General features: G+C 71.9%; 9 protein-coding genes and 4 pseudogenes. 6 read left to right on the top strand and 7 right to left on the bottom strand.

Annotated elements, in window-relative coordinates; translation table 11 throughout:
- From LNW73_RS35760 to LNW73_RS35745, 4 genes and pseudogenes are all read right to left on the bottom strand, one after another.
- Nucleotides 1-995 (bottom strand): annotated as a pseudogene (locus tag LNW73_RS35760) (HEAT repeat domain-containing protein); the annotation flags it as partial.
- A 348-nt stretch (nucleotides 996-1343) separates the two neighbouring features.
- On the bottom strand, nucleotides 1344-3272 hold the full coding sequence (locus LNW73_RS35755; protein ID WP_250993363.1) for a HEAT repeat domain-containing protein: 1929 nt from the start codon (nucleotides 3270-3272) through the stop codon (nucleotides 1344-1346).
- On the bottom strand, nucleotides 3238-4116 hold the full coding sequence (locus LNW73_RS35750) for a hypothetical protein (protein ID WP_250993362.1): 879 nt from the start codon (nucleotides 4114-4116) through the stop codon (nucleotides 3238-3240). The genes LNW73_RS35755 and LNW73_RS35750 overlap by 35 nt, the downstream gene beginning before the upstream one ends.
- 73 nt (nucleotides 4117-4189) lie before the next feature.
- Nucleotides 4190-4450 carry a hypothetical protein gene (locus tag LNW73_RS35745; RefSeq protein ID WP_250993361.1) on the bottom strand — a complete coding sequence of 87 codons (261 nt, stop codon included), beginning with the start codon at nucleotides 4448-4450 and terminating at the stop codon, nucleotides 4190-4192.
- Between LNW73_RS35745 and LNW73_RS36795 the strand changes: the two genes are divergently transcribed.
- Nucleotides 4406-5467, top strand: a complete 1062-nt coding sequence (locus LNW73_RS36795; protein ID WP_374118305.1) for a phosphatase PAP2 family protein — start codon at nucleotides 4406-4408, stop codon at nucleotides 5465-5467. The genes LNW73_RS35745 and LNW73_RS36795 overlap by 45 nt on opposite strands.
- Nucleotides 5468-5489: 22 nt before the next feature.
- Here LNW73_RS36795 and LNW73_RS35735 read toward each other — a convergent pair whose 3' ends face one another.
- Nucleotides 5490-6125: a TetR/AcrR family transcriptional regulator gene (locus tag LNW73_RS35735; RefSeq protein ID WP_250993359.1), complete on the bottom strand. Its 636-nt coding sequence runs from the start codon at nucleotides 6123-6125 to the stop codon at nucleotides 5490-5492.
- A gap of 95 nt (nucleotides 6126-6220) precedes the next feature.
- Between LNW73_RS35735 and LNW73_RS35730 the strand changes: the two are divergent.
- The 4 genes and pseudogenes from LNW73_RS35730 to LNW73_RS35715 all read left to right on the top strand — a co-directional run bounded on the left by LNW73_RS35730 (nucleotide 6221) and on the right by LNW73_RS35715 (nucleotide 10529).
- Nucleotides 6221-7689 (top strand): annotated as a pseudogene (locus LNW73_RS35730) (MFS transporter).
- 238 nt (nucleotides 7690-7927) lie between these two features.
- A pseudogene (locus LNW73_RS35725) lies at nucleotides 7928-8739 on the top strand (putative protein N(5)-glutamine methyltransferase).
- 101 nt (nucleotides 8740-8840) lie between these two features.
- Nucleotides 8841-9098, top strand: a complete 258-nt coding sequence (locus LNW73_RS35720) for a hypothetical protein (RefSeq protein WP_250979373.1) — start codon at nucleotides 8841-8843, stop codon at nucleotides 9096-9098.
- 207 nt (nucleotides 9099-9305) lie between these two features.
- Nucleotides 9306-10529: pseudogene (locus LNW73_RS35715) on the top strand (FUSC family protein).
- Between the two features lie 34 nt (nucleotides 10530-10563).
- On the opposite strand, the gene glpK reads toward LNW73_RS35715, so the two are convergent.
- On the bottom strand, nucleotides 10564-12078 hold the full coding sequence (gene glpK / locus LNW73_RS35710) for a glycerol kinase GlpK (protein ID WP_250979374.1): 1515 nt from the start codon (nucleotides 12076-12078) through the stop codon (nucleotides 10564-10566).
- A 93-nt stretch (nucleotides 12079-12171) separates the two neighbouring features.
- Nucleotides 12172-13014 (bottom strand): MIP/aquaporin family protein, encoded by an 843-nt coding sequence (locus LNW73_RS35705; RefSeq protein WP_250993358.1) that lies wholly within the window; start codon nucleotides 13012-13014, stop codon nucleotides 12172-12174.
- A 485-nt stretch (nucleotides 13015-13499) separates the two neighbouring features.
- Here LNW73_RS35705 and LNW73_RS35700 point away from each other — a divergent pair.
- On the top strand, nucleotides 13500-14999 hold a 1500-nt coding region (locus LNW73_RS35700), incomplete at its 3' end, for an MFS transporter (protein ID WP_250993357.1).

Genomic DNA, 14999 nt, shown 5'->3' with positions numbered 1-14999 from the left:
GGAGCGTCGTGACCCTCGGCGCGCAGCCGCCGGCAGACCCGTTCCAGTGCGGGGGTGCGCAGCAGCTCACGGCCGGTGAGCAGGTCGAGGAACCCCCAGGCGCCGGCGTCCATACGGTCGGCCAGGTGCTCCGCCAGCGCATCGGCGGGTACCCGGCGCAGCAGGTCCCGGGCGGTCGGACGGAACACGGGCGGGCCGTGCTCCCAGTACTCCAGCAGCAGCGGCGCCAACGGAACCAGATCCCGCTCGTCGAGCTGCCCGGCCACGCGAGCCACCCGGTCGGGCAGAATCTCCGGGTCGCGCAGCGCGGTCGGACCGATGCCGGTCAGCAGGCGGGCCACCTCACCGCCCACCGGCACCGTGACACGGCCACGGAGGAACGCCCGCAGCACGAGAAGCCGGGTGGCCGGCTCGGGCCACGCCAGGAGCGCGAGCGCGGCCGTGTCCCGGCGGTCCCGGTCGGCGGAGTCCAGCAGGGTCAGCAGACGCTCCCGAAGGGCGGTCGAACGGGGCTGGTCCAGGTCGTCGACCCGTACGGTGCGCGGTGCGGGGACGGGCTCGCGGGCGGTCTCGGCGAGGGTCCAGGCCGGTGCGTCGAGCGGCTGGAGATCCGTCATCCAGCCGAGGAGCACATCGCGCGCGCCGGGGTCGGCGGCGGCGTACGCGTCGACCAGCGCGGCCAGCCGCCGCCGGGAGCCGGGGACGTCGCCGGTCCGGCGGCGCAGCTCCGCCAGCGCCACGGTGCCCGGGGTGCGTACCGCGGAGTCCAGCGCGTCCTGCCATGCCGCAGCCTCGGCGGAGGCGGGGGAGTGCGGCGCCGGAAGGACGGTGAACGCCTCCCGCAGGACGGCGGACTCGGCCTGCCAGGCGTCGGCGCCGAGCCGGGCCGCGGCGAGTGCCTGGTCGAGGTCGGCGCGCAGCAGCACCGCCCCGCACCGGCGCAGCAGCGTCAGCGTGCAGCGGTCGCCTGCCGGTGCCGGCGGCAGCGCGCGCACCGCGTCGGCGAGATCCGACGCCCCGACGGCGGACAGCTTCGGCGCGACTGCTTCGAGAACGCCGAGGAGGCCGTCGCGGTCGGCGGCCGCGAGGCCGCGGGTCCGCAGGCGAGTTCATCGAGCACGACCCCGGTGGAGCGGGACAGGACCGTCAGCTCGTCGTCCGTCCACGGCGCCGGGCACAGGCGCAGGGTGAGCCGCAGGACAGGGCCTCTGGCGCGGGGTTCCGCGGCGGCCAGCCGGAGCCAGTCCGCCAGCAGCGGGCGCAGCGCCGCCGACTGCCGGCGGTCGGCGGCTCCGGCCGCTCGACGATACGGAGGGCGGTGGAACGGTCCCAGCCCCGGATCGTCAACGACCGGACGTCGCGGTCCGGTTGATCGTCCTCCGCCGGCCGGCTGCCGGGAGTACGGCGATTCCGTGCCGGGCCATGGCCGTTGCCAGATTCTTGACGGTTCCGGCCGTGAGCTGGACCCGGCCGGCCGCCACCAGGGCGAGCAGAGCTGGTGCGACGGGGGAGGCCTGGTGCTCCAGTGCGAGGACCGCGCGTGCGGACAACTCGCCGTCGAGGCCCGCCAGCAGCAGTCGGCGGGCGCGGTCCTCCCCGTGATGACCGGATGGGGGAGTGGAGCCATGTCCGGAGTCGCCCCCGTGAGTGTGCTCGGGCGTGTTCTCGGGCGTGTGCTCTGCGGCGGCGAGGACGGTCGCCGCGTACGCGTCGCCGAGGATGGCGCGCAGCGCCGCGACCAGTGCGTCGCGCAGCCCCGGATTGTCGTGGTGCCCGAGCCAGAACAACAGCTTCGGCACCGCCGCCGGCGTGCCCGCGAGGGCCAGGACCCCGGCGGCGGTCTTCTTGACGTTCATGTTCGGATGGTCGAGACACTCGGCGACCGCGGCGGCGGCCCAGCCGGCCCGCGCATGGCCCAGGGCCAGCAGCGCCTGCCGTACGGTCTGGACGTCCTGGACGTCCCGGGTGGCGGTCAGTGCGATCAAGGACGCGGACAGCGCCTGGGCGTCGTCGCCGGTGGTGTCACGGGCGAGCAGCGCGATCACGTGCTTGCGCACCTGCGGGTCGCGGTTCCGCAGCAGGCGGTGCACCCGTCGGCGGGTGCGCGCGTAGGGCGCCCGCAGCAGCAGGTCGAGCAGGATCGTCCGCTCGCCGTCCGACACGCCCGGCCGGTCCAGCAGTTCGAGCGCCGTGCTCGCGACGAGCGCATGACCGGCCTCCCGCGCGGTCGCGGCGTCGAGCAGACAGGACGGCCGGATCCTTCCGCGTTCGTGGAGCCGAACGCCCAGGGCATGCACGGCATCGAGGACTTCGTCGGGCACCGCGGGCTCACCGGCCGGCGGCCAGTCGCGGACGGGTCGCGCCGCGCCGCTCGCCTCCTCGGCCGCGAGGTCGGCCACGACGCGCAGCAGGAGGTCCGCGATGACCGGCAGTGTGCCGGCGGCCGCGTGGGCGGCCAGCCGGCGCAGGGCAGCGACCGGCTGGTCCGGGTCCAGATGGGAGCTCAGGAGCGCCAACTCCTGTTCGTCCGGACCGCCGAGGTCGGCCGCGATGCGACGGGGGAGATCGGCGGCGTCGAGACGGCCGAGGAGCGCGCGCCGCTGTTCCGGGTCGGTCGTCAGCAGCCAGAGGAGTTCCAGGGCGCGGTCGCGTACGGCGCGCAGGTGAGGTGCGATGCCCCCCGCGTTCTCCGCCGCGTTCCCGGCCGGGTTCTCCGGCTGAGCCAGACCGAGCCCTTCCCACAGCGCGGCCACCGTCCGGTGCCCGCCGATGGCCTCCAGGGCGTCGAGAGCGGCCCCGGGCACCGAGGGCAGGAGCGCGATCACCGTGTCCTCGGCGTCGGTGTGCCGGAGCCTGCGGATCGCATCGAGCAGCGGTGCGGGGTCAGGAGCGGACGGAAGCAGACGCGTGATCGCTTCCCCGATCCGTGGCTCCTCGCTCCCGGACCCCTGCTCGGACAGTGCGACGAGCAGGTCCATCCTCCGTGGCCGGTCGAGGTCGGCGGCGGCAGTCTCCCGCTCCAGCAGGACGTGGACCATCGTCCGACGGCAGGTGAACAGGATCGTCGCGACCTCACCGGCCGGAATCGAGTGATCAGCCAGCGCCAGAGCGACGATGGCCGGCACGTCCGCCTCCGTGGGGAAGTGCCCGCGCCGGTGGAGACCACGCAGACACGTCACCACCGGCGCGGCGAACAGCAGTGGGTCCCGCGCGGCGCTCGCCGTCAACCGGGCGATGTCAGCACGGTCCGCCAGGTCGCCGAGGAGTTCCATCGCGCGCCGCCGGAGACCCGGCGACAGGTCGGGATCGTCGACGACCCGCAGCAGCGGGTGACGGTGCCCGTGCCGGGCCGCGGTCGTGAGCGCCGCCTCGGCCGCGGCCGGTCCGGTGTTCGCCGCAACCGGGCCGAGAAAGGGGCCAGCAGCTCCGCCGGCAACGGATCCAGCGCCGCCCATGGCTCGGCGAGCGCCTTGAGCGCCTCGGTGGTGACGTCGGTGTTTCCGGTACCGAGCAGCCGCACCAGCTGTTCACGGACCAGCGCCGGGCCAGCAGCCCGGCGTGCAGCCCCTGCCGGGCCAGTCGCAGCGCCGCAGCCGTCAGCACCGGGTCGCCGCTGCGCGCCAGTTCGTCCACGAGCTGTGCGGGCCGGTGCGCGTCGGCGACGGAGGCTCCCCGTACGGCCTGGTAGAGCAGCTCTCCCGGCGGTTCCTTGCGGAGCATCGCTGGATCGTTGAGGAGCTCGGCGCGCAGCCAGGCGATCCGCACCCGTACCGGCAGTTGCGCCGCACGCCACAACGGCCAGGGCCGACCGTCGAGGTACGGCCCCAGCCGTTCGTAGAGCCCTGCCAGTACGAGCGCCGCCTCGGGCGGTCCGGCCGCCGATCCGGGCAGCAGCGCGGCGAATGCGGCCGACTCGACGTCGTCGGGCAGGTGGTCCGAGGCGAGCCGCTCGGTCAGCAGGGTCAGCCCCAGATACCGGATCCGGAGGTTCTCGTGCCGGACGAGACGTCCGAAGACGTCCGGCGAACAGGCCCGCGCGTCCAACCGGTCCGCCAGCCGGCCGGTGTCGGCCCGGCGCAGCGCATCGTGGAAGTCTTCGTCCGCCGGGGTCGTCATCACCGGATGCTAGCCGCGGCGATTCCGGCTCCACCAGCGGGTTTCCGGTAGCGGGTGTGCCGAGAAGCCGGTCTCAGTTCACATCGATCGCCGTGATCACGGGATTTCCCAAGGGCGCGGACTGCTCGTCCAGACCGGCACCGCGCAAGGCGCTCTCCGCGAGGGCGAGGGCCTCCGCACGTGCTGTGCCGCTGTTCTCCGCCTCCACCTCCAGGCGGAGGGTGAACGTGGAGGTGTCCGGGTTCAGGCTCAGCGCGTCGAGGTCCGCGGACTCGCCCTCCGCGACTTCATGGGGATCGGTGCCCTGGAGAGCCGCCAGGATCTTCCCCCTCATCTCGGGGTGAGCGGCGCTTTCAGGGTGCCCGGCAGGGAGACGACGAAATTACTCATGAGCGTCGACTACCCACTGCCGGGCATTTCCCACCAGGCCGGTGCGGGTGAAGCGCCCGGACGGGGCACAGCGTGCGCGCCGGCCCGCGGGCGTCGTTCCCGCAGGCGGGGGGCCGTGGACGGGAGATTCGTGTCGATCGTTCCCCGGGAACGGTTCAGCCGTTCTGTTCGTCTACAGTGCTGTAGACAGACAGTTCCCGTCACGGGCCGACCGGCAACGGACGGTCGCGCCCGCTCGCCAGGCAAGGAGACAGGCCGACATGGTCGCGAACCGGGTCGACCCCCGCGATACGCGCCCGCGCGCCCGATTCCCGGTCTCTCTTGCCGTCGCCGCGGTCTGCGCCGGGCTCTTCGTCGTGCTGGCGGTGTTCGTCGGCGTCCGCCACGGGGCGCCGTTCCCCGGGGACGGGGCCGCGCACACCTGGTCGGTGGCCCACCGGCCGCACTTCGCGCTGACCGTGGCGCGCCGGGTCACCGCGAGCGGTACGGGGGCATGGCCGTACGCGATGGCGGTGGCCGCCGGGCTGATCGTGGGGCGCGGGACCCGGCAGCGGATGTACGCGGTGCTCGGGGCCGCTGCCTTCCTCGGCGTCGGGCAGGCCGTCCGGTACGGCCTGATGGAAGCGATCGGCCGGGCCCGGCCGCCGGTCGGCGACTGGGCCGGCACGCGTCCGGCTTCGCCTTCCCGTCCGGGCACGCCACCACCTCGGCGATGGCCGCCGGTCTGCTGGCCTGGGCCGTGGTGGTCCGCGGACGCCCGGCGGTCGCGCGAACGTGCTGCGCCGTTCTGCTGTGCTGGGCCGCGGCCGTCGGCGGCACCCGGGTCTATCTCGGGATGCACTGGCCGAGCGATGTACTCGCCGGGTGGCTGCTGGCCGCGGCCTGGATCGGTCTCGGCGCGACCCTTTACGCGCGGTATTTCGCGCGCCTCATCCCGGATGGCGGCCGACCCCTGAATTGATGAGACGTCACCCGGCGGCCGGTCAGCGGACGGCGTAGCCGCGCAGGCCGTTCTCGACGAGATCGAACGCGGCCTCGGCCCGTGCCACCGCGTCCTCGTACATGGCGTCGGGGGTCTCGCCGGTGAGCAGCCTGCGGTGGTTCTCGGTGATCAGGGCGTTGCGGGCGCCGAGCAGTTGGGCGGCGGCGACCTGCGCGATGACCGGGTCGCCGGTCTCCTCGGCCAACTCGGCGGCGAGCAGGTCGGCGCTGCGGGCGCCGAAGGAGTGGGCGCGGATGAGCAGGGCCGGGGTGTCCTGGATGAGCTGGCGGACCCGCACCACGTGCTGGTCGTCGTTGAGGCCGACGGAGGCGTCGTGAGCGCCGAGAGCCTCGATGAAATGCCGGCGCAGCGCGGCGACCGCTGATTCGCCGGCGGCGCGTTCACGCACGACGCGCGCCGGGTCGCCGATGTGCTCCTCCATCGGGCCGAGCGCCAAGTCCTCTTTGGTGGCCACGTAGTTGAAGACCGTCATCTTCGACACGTCGGCGGCTGCCGCGATCTCCGCGACGGACACCTGGTCGAAGCCGCGCTCGCTGAAGAGGTCGATCGCCACCGACCACAGCCGGCGGCGGGTCTGGAGCTTCTTGCGCTCCCGCAGTCCCAACTCCTGAGTCATGGACATCACTGTACCAGGATGAAATATGTGCCGAGATTAAGTCTTGACTCAGTACATATTTCTGCGCCATGGTGTTGCCCATGACGACACCGCTGATGACCGAACGCCAGCGCAAGACCGGCTTCTTCCTCTGCCTCGCCACGATCGTGCTCGCCGTCCTGGACCAGAACATCGTGTCCGCGGCGACCGTCCCGATCGTCCGTGACCTCGATCCGGACCATGGCGTCGACCTCATTCCCTGGCTGATCAGCGCATTCGCGCTGGCCGCCACCGCAGCGCTGCCGCTGTACGGAAAGCTCTGCGACGTCCTCGGCGCCAAGCGGGTCTTCCTCGGGGCGGTCACCGTCTTCCTGGCCGGTTCCGCGCTCTGCGGCGCGGCCCAGTCGATGGGGCAGCTGATCGCCTTCCGTGCGCTGCAGGGGATCGGGGCGGCGGTCTGATGAGCGTCACCATGGTGGTGATGGCCCACCTCAAGGGCCCCCAGGAGAAAGCCGGCGCCGGAAAGAGCGGCAGCTTCGGCGGCATCGTCGCCGGCGTGGGCATGGCACTCGGCCCGCTCGTCGGCGGCCTGCTCTCCGACCACGCCGACTGGCGCTGGATCTTCTACGTGAACCTGCCCGTCGGCCTCGCGGTGCTCTTCTTCGCCGCCCGCACGCTGAGGCTCCCGCACCGCACCCGGCGCCACCGCATCGACTTCCTCGGCGCGGGACTGGCCGCCGCCTTCTCCACGTCCCTGCTGCTCGTCACCGAATGGGGCGGCAAGCAGTACGCCTGGACCTCGCCGCTCGTCCTCGGCCTGATCTGCGGATCCGTCGCCGCCCTCGGGCTCTTCCTCTGGCGGCAGGCCACCGCCGCCGAACCCGTCCTGCCGCTCACGATGTTCCGGCACCCGAACCTGCGGATCGGCTTCGCGGTGCAGGGCCTGGTGGGGATGGCCCTGATGGGCTCCATCGTCTACATCATGATCTACCTGCAGGTCGTGCGCGGGCTGCCCGCCACCTCCGCCGGGCTCTTCCTGCTGCCGATGGCCTTCGGGATGACCGTGGTGGGCATCGCCTCCGGCAGACTCGCCGTGGCCGGCTGGTCGCACAAGACCTTCGTCATCAGCGGCACGGCCTGCGCGGTGGTCGCGATGCTGCTGCTCGCCACCACCGGAGCCGGCACCGGCCTGTGGGTCATCCGCGCCGAACTGCTGCTCCTGGGAGTCGCGTTCGGTCAGCTCGTCGGACAACTGCTGCAGCTGATCCAGGACTCGGCGCCGCGTGAACAGCTCGGCGTGGCCACCACCGGCATCCGCTTCTTCCAGACGCTCGGCAGCGCGCTCGGCGCCGCGCTGTTCGGCACCCTGCTCACCCGGGTCTTCGCCGCCAGGATGCCCGGCGGAAACACCAGCACCATCGGAACGCTGACGGGCCGGCAGCACGAGGTGGCGGTGCACGCCTTCGTCACCTCGATGGACGTCGTCTTCCTCGCCGCCGCCGGGGTCATGGCGCTGGCTCTTCTGATCGCCTCCCGGCTGCCGGCCCGCAGGCCCGCCCAGCTGGAGGTCGCCATCGCGGCCTGAACCACGGTGCGCGACGGCCCGCCCGGATGCGTACCGGGCGGGGCCGTCGCGTCCACCGGGACACCCCGGCCGCCGGCTCGGGTCAGGTACAGTGTTGCCGTCGTTACCAATGATCAACTGAGGAGGTGGACCCATCACCGCTGTATCAGGTCGGGTGCTCCCCCTTCGCGGCCGTGCGGCTCACCGTCAGGCATAGGTGACCCGCGGGAGCGCCCAGAGGCGTTCCGAAAGGCTCATCGTGCCGGCTTCATCATCAGTGTTTCCGTTCCCCGCCATCGTCACCAGGCTTCGCGCCGCCGGCTGTGTGTTCGCCGAGGACGAGGCGGAGTTGATCGTCTCCACCGCACGCACCCCCGCCGAACTCGCCGCCATGGTGGAACGGCGCGTCGTCGGTCTGCCCCTCGAACACGTCCTCGGCTGGGCGGAGTTCCACGGCCGCCGGTACGCCGTCGACCCCGGGGTCTTCGTGCCCCGCCGCCGCACCGAGTTCCTCGTCGATCAGGCGGCGGCCCTTCTCCTGCCGGGTTCCGTGGTCGTCGACCTGTGCTGCGGATCCGGCGCACTGGGCGCCGCTCTAGTGGCCGGCCGGGACCCGGGCGCCGGGCACGGCCCGGTCGAGCTGTACGCCGCCGACATCGACCCCGCCGCGGTGCGCTGCGCCCGGCGCAACGTCGACGCCGTCGGTGGCCGGGTGTACGAAGGGACCTCTACGAGCCGCTGCCCGCCGCGTTGCGGGACCGCGTCGGAATCCTGCTCGCGAACGTGCCGTACGTACCGACCGAAGAGATCGAACTGCTCCCCACGGAGGCCCGGCTCCATGAGGCCCGGGTGGCACTCGACGGCGGTACGGACGGACTGGACGTGCTGCGGCGGGTGACCGCGGAAGCGCTCCGGTGGCTGGCCCCGGGCGGCCGGCTGCTCTTCGAGACCAGCGAGCGGCAGGTTCCGGAGGCCGTCGCCATCGTCACCCGCGACGGACTGATCCCCCGGGTGGCACGTTCGGAGGAGCTGTACGCCACCGTCGTCATCGGCACCAGGCCGCCGGGGTAGTCCCCGAGGGCAGCGGCCGTCCGTGCTCCGGTTTCGCGTCCTGGAGGGTGGGTTGTTCACGGTTTGCGTGCCCTCTCGCCGTCCCGCGCGTTACATCGATCATGAACGTTCGTCGATTTCTCACCGCCGCCGCCGCAAGTTCCGCGCTCCTTGCCGCCGCCGCCCCCTGTGCCCAGGCTCTTGACTTCGGAGGAACCCTGAGTGGCACGGCGCAGACCGCCGCGACCACCGGCCAGCAGGCCAAGGAAGCGGCGCAGAGCGTCGTCGGAGACAAGCTGGACAAGAAGGTGGGAGCGGTCAAGGACACCGTGAAGGCGGGCAAGGACGCGATGAAGGCCGGCCACGAACTGGTCAGCTGAGCGCACCCGCAGTTCGGGCGCCGTCTCCCGGTCCTCCTGTTCACCCGGTCGGCGACCGGGTGACACTGATGGCGACACCAGGAGGATGCGTCGCGGCCCGGACCGGCGCGGGTAACTTCACACCCACGCCGGTCCGCCCGAAGCCCCGTTCCGGTCTCCGGCTCAGGTCCTATGCCTGAGCGCTCCATGATCGGGAAGGGGTGGGAGATGCCCGTCGTACCTGATCCCGTCGTCAAACTCGTCCAGAAGTCCAACGAACCGGTCGTCGCCCAGACCCTGCGCTCCACCGCCGCAGCGGTCATCGCCTATCAGGCCGCGGTGTGGCTCACCCCCAACCGGCCCCTCTGACGGCGCCGCTGACCGCGCTCCTCGTCGTCCAGGTCACCTTGTACGCCACGCTGACGACGGGGATCCGCCGCGTCAACGCGGTGGTGGCCGGCGTCCTCATCGCGAGCGCCTTCAGCTCCCTGGTCGGGCTGAACTGGTGGACCCTGGGCCTGACGATTCTCACCTCGCTGGTCATCGGACGCTTCGTACGGGTGAATGAATTCGTCCCCGAGGTCGCGATCAGCGCCATGCTCGTCCTGGGTGTCAGCCAGGTGGCGAACACCGCGTGGGACCGCATCCTGGAGACCCTGATCGGCGCCGGGGTGGGCCTCCTGTTCAACCTCCTGTTCGCGCCACCCGTCTGGGTGGAGTCCGCGGGGAGTCCATCGAGGGGCTGGCCCGCCGCATGGCCGGCTCTTCCGCGACATCGGCGGTGAGCTGTCCGGGCACACCCCCGTCGAACGCGCCGCCGGCCGGCTGCACGAGGCCCGCCGTCTCGACCACGACATCGTCGAGGTGGACGCCTCGCTGCGGCAGGCGGAGGAGAGCCTGCGGTGGAACCCCCGGGTCCGCGAGGGGCTGCTGTCCCGGGTCGTCCTGCGGACGGGCCTGGACACGCTGGAGATCTGCGCCGTGGTGCTGCGGGTCCTGACCCGGACACTGACGGACCTCGCGAAGGAACGCACCGAAGAGGCGCTGTTCCCCGCCGACGTGGCGGTCGCACTCAACGATCTGCTGCGCCATGTGGCCGTCGCCGTCGAGAACTTCGCCGTACTGATCACCACGCAGGTCAGCGCGAACGCGGAGGAGGCGGAGGAAGAGCTGAGCCGGGCACTCGAGCAGAGCGCCCTGCACCGCGAAACGGTGGCGCACCTGCTGTTGGACAAGGTGCGCGAGCACCCGCGCCAATGGCAGCTGCACGGGGCGCTGCTGGCGGAGATCGACCGGATCCTGGACGAGCTGGACGTGGAGAAGCGGTCGGTCCGGCTGGTCGAGGAACTCGACCGCTACTCCCGGGAGCAGCGCGAGCGCTTCCCGCGCCTCGACGCCTTCAAGCGGCGCCTGCTGGGCGCGGGCCCGCGCCTTTCCCGGGCCGATCCGTGATGCCGGGTACGCGCCCGCGGGGTGTGGGCCGCGGTCAGTCGACCTTGACCCAGTCCAGGGTGCGTTCCACCGCGCGCTTCCAGTCCGCGTAACCCGACTCGCGGCGGTCCTCGTCCCATTCGGGGTCCCAGCGGTGGGCCTGGTTCCAGTTGGCCCGCAGCTCGTCGGTGTCGCGCCAGAAGCCCACGGCCAGTCCGGCCGCGTACGCCGCGCCCAGCGCCGTGGTCTCGGCGACCTGCGGACGGATCACGGGCACGCCGAGGACGTCCGCCTGGGTCTGCATGCACAGGCTGTTGGCGGTGACGCCGCCGTCGACCTTCAGCACGGCCAGGTCGACGCCGGAGTCCTTGGCCATGGCCTCGACGACGTCGCGGCTCTGGTAGCAGATCGCCTCCAGGGTGGCGCGCGCGATGTGCGCGTCGTTGTGGAAGCGGGCCAGGCCGACGATGGCGCCACGCGCGTCGGAGCGCCAGTACGGCGCGAACAGACCGGAGAACGCGGGCACGAAGTAGACGCCCGCGGAGTCCTCGACACGGCGGGCCAGGGTCTCGCTCGCCGCCGCGTCCCCGATGATGTGCAACTGGTCCCGGAGCCACTGCACCGCGGATCCGGTCACCGCGATCGAACCCTCCAGCGCGTAGACCGCGTCCTGGCCGGCGAACTGGTAGGCGACGGTGGTCAGCAGCCCGTGCTCGGAGCGCACCGGCCGGTTGCCGGTGTTGAGGAGCAGGAAGTTGCCGGTGCCGTAGGTGTTCTTCGCCTCGCCCTCCGCGAAGCAGACCTGGCCCACGGTGGCGGCCTGCTGGTCGCCGAGGATTCCGCTGATCGGTACTCCGGCCAGCGGGCTGACGTCGGGAGACAGCCCGTACCCGGCCGGTTCGCTGGACGGTTTGATCTCCGGGAGCATGGCCCGGGGGATGGAGAAGAACGACAGGAGTTCGTCGTCCCAGGCCAGCGTCCGCAGGTCCATCAGCATCGTGCGGGAGGCGTTGGTGACGTCCGTGATGTGCACCCCGCCCCTCGGGCCGCCGGTGAGGTTCCACAGCACCCAGGTGTCCATCGTGCCGAAGAGGGCGTCACCGCGCTCCGCGTCCGCGCGGACACCGTCCACGTTCTCCAGGATCCACTGGACCTTGCCCGCGGCGAAGTAGGTGGCCGGCGGCAGCCCGGCCTTGGCGCGGATCACGTCGCCCTTGCCCTCGCGCTCCAGCGCGCTGGCGATCCGGTCGGTGCGGGTGTCCTGCCAGACGATGGCGTTGTAGTACGGGCGCCCGGTGTGCCGGTTCCACACCAGGGTCGTCTCGCGCTGGTTGGTGATGCCGAGGGCCGCCAGGTCGCTCGCCGCCAGATGGTGCTGGTTCATCGCGGTGGCGATGACCGAGCGGGTGCGCTCCCAGATCTCCACGGGGCTGTGCTCCACCCAGCCGGCCCTGGGCAGGATCTGTTCGTGTTCCAGCTGATGGCGGCCGACCTCGTTACCGCCGTGATCGAAGATCATGAAGCGGGTGCTCGTGGTGCCCTGGTCGATCGCGGCGACGTAGTCCGCCATGTCGGTTCCTCCACGCGTGATCGCTGCTGACGGCCGGTGCGACGGCTCCGTGCCGGGACGGGATCCGGGTAACTGCCGGAGACGGCAGCCGTGTCACTCGTCCTCGGGCAGGATGCTGCCCGCCGGCTGTTCGGCGTGCTCCGGCAGGAACGGTCTGACGACGTAGTGGTAGACGGCGGCGCCGATCGGGCCGCCGATGAGCGGGCCGACGATGGGCACCCAGAAGTACAGGTCGCCGTACTGGTCGCGCCATGCACTGTGGTAGCCGGTGATGTAACTCGCCAGCCGCGGACCGAGGTCACGGGCCGGGTTGATCGCGTACCCGGCGTCGGTGCCGATGGCCATGCCGATCGCCACCACGAGGAACCCGATCAGCAACGGGCCCAGGTTCGCCTTGGGAGCGGTGTTCAGGACATCGGTCAGCGCCATGATGACGAGCAGCAGGATCGCCGTGCCGATGATCTGGTCGCGGAGCGCGCCCCATTCGCTGATCGGGAAGACCCCGTTGCCGGGCAGGGTGGAGAACACCCCCTGGGTCTTGATGGTGTGACCCGGGTCGGCCTTGGCGAGGACCTCGGAGGAGTTCCAGCGCACCAGCAGCGCGGCAACGAAGGCTCCGGCCGTCTGCGCCAGCGCGTACGGGGCGACCCTGGCCCACGGGAAGCCGCGGAACATGGCCAGTGCGAGGGTCACGGCCGGGTTGAGATGCGCGCCCGACAGCCGTGCCGCGACGTACACACCGAAGGTGACGCCGAACCCCCACGCCCACGCGATGCTGTCGTGGTCGCCCAGTCCGGCGGCGACGACCTGGGCGACCACTCCCACGCCGAACAGGATGAGCACCAAGGTGCCGACGAACTCTGCGAGCAGTTCGCCCAGCAGCCGGTGCGAGGCCAGCCGGCCCACCACCTTGGGAGCACCTGTCGTATCGGCCATCGGTCCAGCCCTTCCGACGCGTGGGCCCGCTCCCCGTCGCGGTGCCGGTACTGCGGTGTGCCGGCGTGACGACGTGTCGGCGCACCCGCTTCCGACTCACGTCTGACCCATTCGACAGGTACATCGGCCCGGCGGCACCGCGAGGAGCCCCTCGTGCTGCCGAACGGGTGACGCGGCGGGTCCCGCCGCCCCCTGCCGCCCCGCGCCGGCCAAAGGCCGAGGTCATGGAGGGGCGGCAGGCGCGGCCGTTCCACCGGGGAAGGGAGGTCCGCAGAAAAATGCCGGACAGAACTCGAGCCGTGCTCGAATTCCGGTCGAATCGTGGCCAATTCTTTCTCAATGGCACGTCAACTCGAAGTAATGGATCGTATGTTCATATTGCGGAGCCGGAATCCGCCTCGCTACGCTTCCGGGGATTCGAGAGGAAACACCTCCCTTTTCCCATCTCTGCGGTTATTCCGCCCGGGACGTAGGACGGCCTCGCCATGACCGCTGCACGTCGTACGTCGCCCGACGGACCGTCCCGGGACTTCTGGCTGTACTGGTCGGCCGGCACCTCCGACGCGCTCGGCACCCAGGCCTCGGGCCTGGTACTCCCGCTGCTGCTGCTCGGTCTCGGCTCGTCGCCCGGCACCGTCGGGGTACTGGCCTCGGTCTCCGCGATCGGCGGGCTGCTGGCCGGGCCGCCAGCGTCCGTACTGGCCGACCGGCGCTGGCGACGGCAGATGATGGTGGGATCCGCGCTGGTAGCGGCAGGTGCGATGGGCGCGATCGCCGCGGCCGCGGCCTGGGGCCGGCCCTCGCTGCTCTTTCTGTGCTCGGCCGCGCTCGTCGAACGGGTCGCCACGGCGTGCTACGAGGCGGCCGCCCGCGGGACGCTGGTCACCGTGGTGGCGCCGGTCCACTACCCGCGAGCCATCGCGCGGCTGGAGGCGGGGGAGCAGGGCGCGCTGGTGGCCGGCCCCGCGCTGGGCGGCCTGCTGTTCCCGCTGGCCCGCTGGCTGCCGTTTCTCATGGACGCCCTTTCCTATGTGTTCTCCGCTCTCTGCATACGGGCCATCCGGGCCGATCTCAATCCGCATCAGAAATCGGAAGAGTCGCCTCCGCGCTTTACCGCCGAATTCCTCGCCGGTTTACGTTTCGTGCGCAACGAATCATTTCTTCGATTTGTGCTGCTGTGGACGGCAGGCGTCAACGGGCTCTTGACAGCGCTGTATTACGGCGCGGTGTTCAGCATCCGCGGCCATGGCTCAGGCACCGGGTCCACCGGTCTCGTCCTCGCCCTGTCCGGGGCGGCCGGGCTGGTCGGCGCCGCCGCCGCGCCCCGGCTCGCACGGCGGATCCCCGCCGCGCGGATCGTGATCGCCGCCTCCTGGACGATGGTGCCGGTCGCCGCCGGACTCGCCTTCGCCACCCACGCCTGGGTCTACGGCCTGCTGTTGGGCTCCGTGTCGCTGACCGTCCCGGCGGTCGCGGTCGTGCTGCACTCGCGGGCCGTCCTGGTGACCCCCGATCAGCTGCAGTCCCGGGTCGGCACCGCACTGGACACCGCCTGCGGAGTCGCCTCCGTACTGGCCCCGGCCACCGCCGGACTGCTCACCGACCGCATCGGGTCCACCGATACGGCACTCGTCTGCGCGGCCGGACTGGCGCTCCTCGCCGCCTACGCCACCGCGACCGCGGCCCGCCGGTTCGTGCCCTCCGATCACGGTCCCGGCGGCGGCCTCGACCGTGAACCCGGCCCTGACCGTGGACCCGGCCCCGTCAACGACCCGAACAACGACCCCGCCCTGCTGTCCCGTCCCCAGCCGCTGGAAGCCGGTGAGCCTCATGAGCGATCTGCCCGCCGTCCCCGCCACCCCCGTCGGCCGGGACTCCGGACTGGGCTACCAGGTCTACCGGCCCGTGCTGCCCGCCACCTGCCGCCGCTCGCCCGGTCTGATGGTGCTCACCGGGGACGTCGACGGCCGCTGCGAGGTCTTCGC

The sequence above is a fragment of the Streptomyces sp. RKAG337 genome (assembly GCF_023701715.1).
Taxonomy (GTDB): Bacteria; Actinomycetota; Actinomycetes; order Streptomycetales; family Streptomycetaceae; genus Actinacidiphila.
Note: the sequence above shows the minus strand (reverse complement) of the source record. Positions and strands in the feature narration are given on the sequence as shown.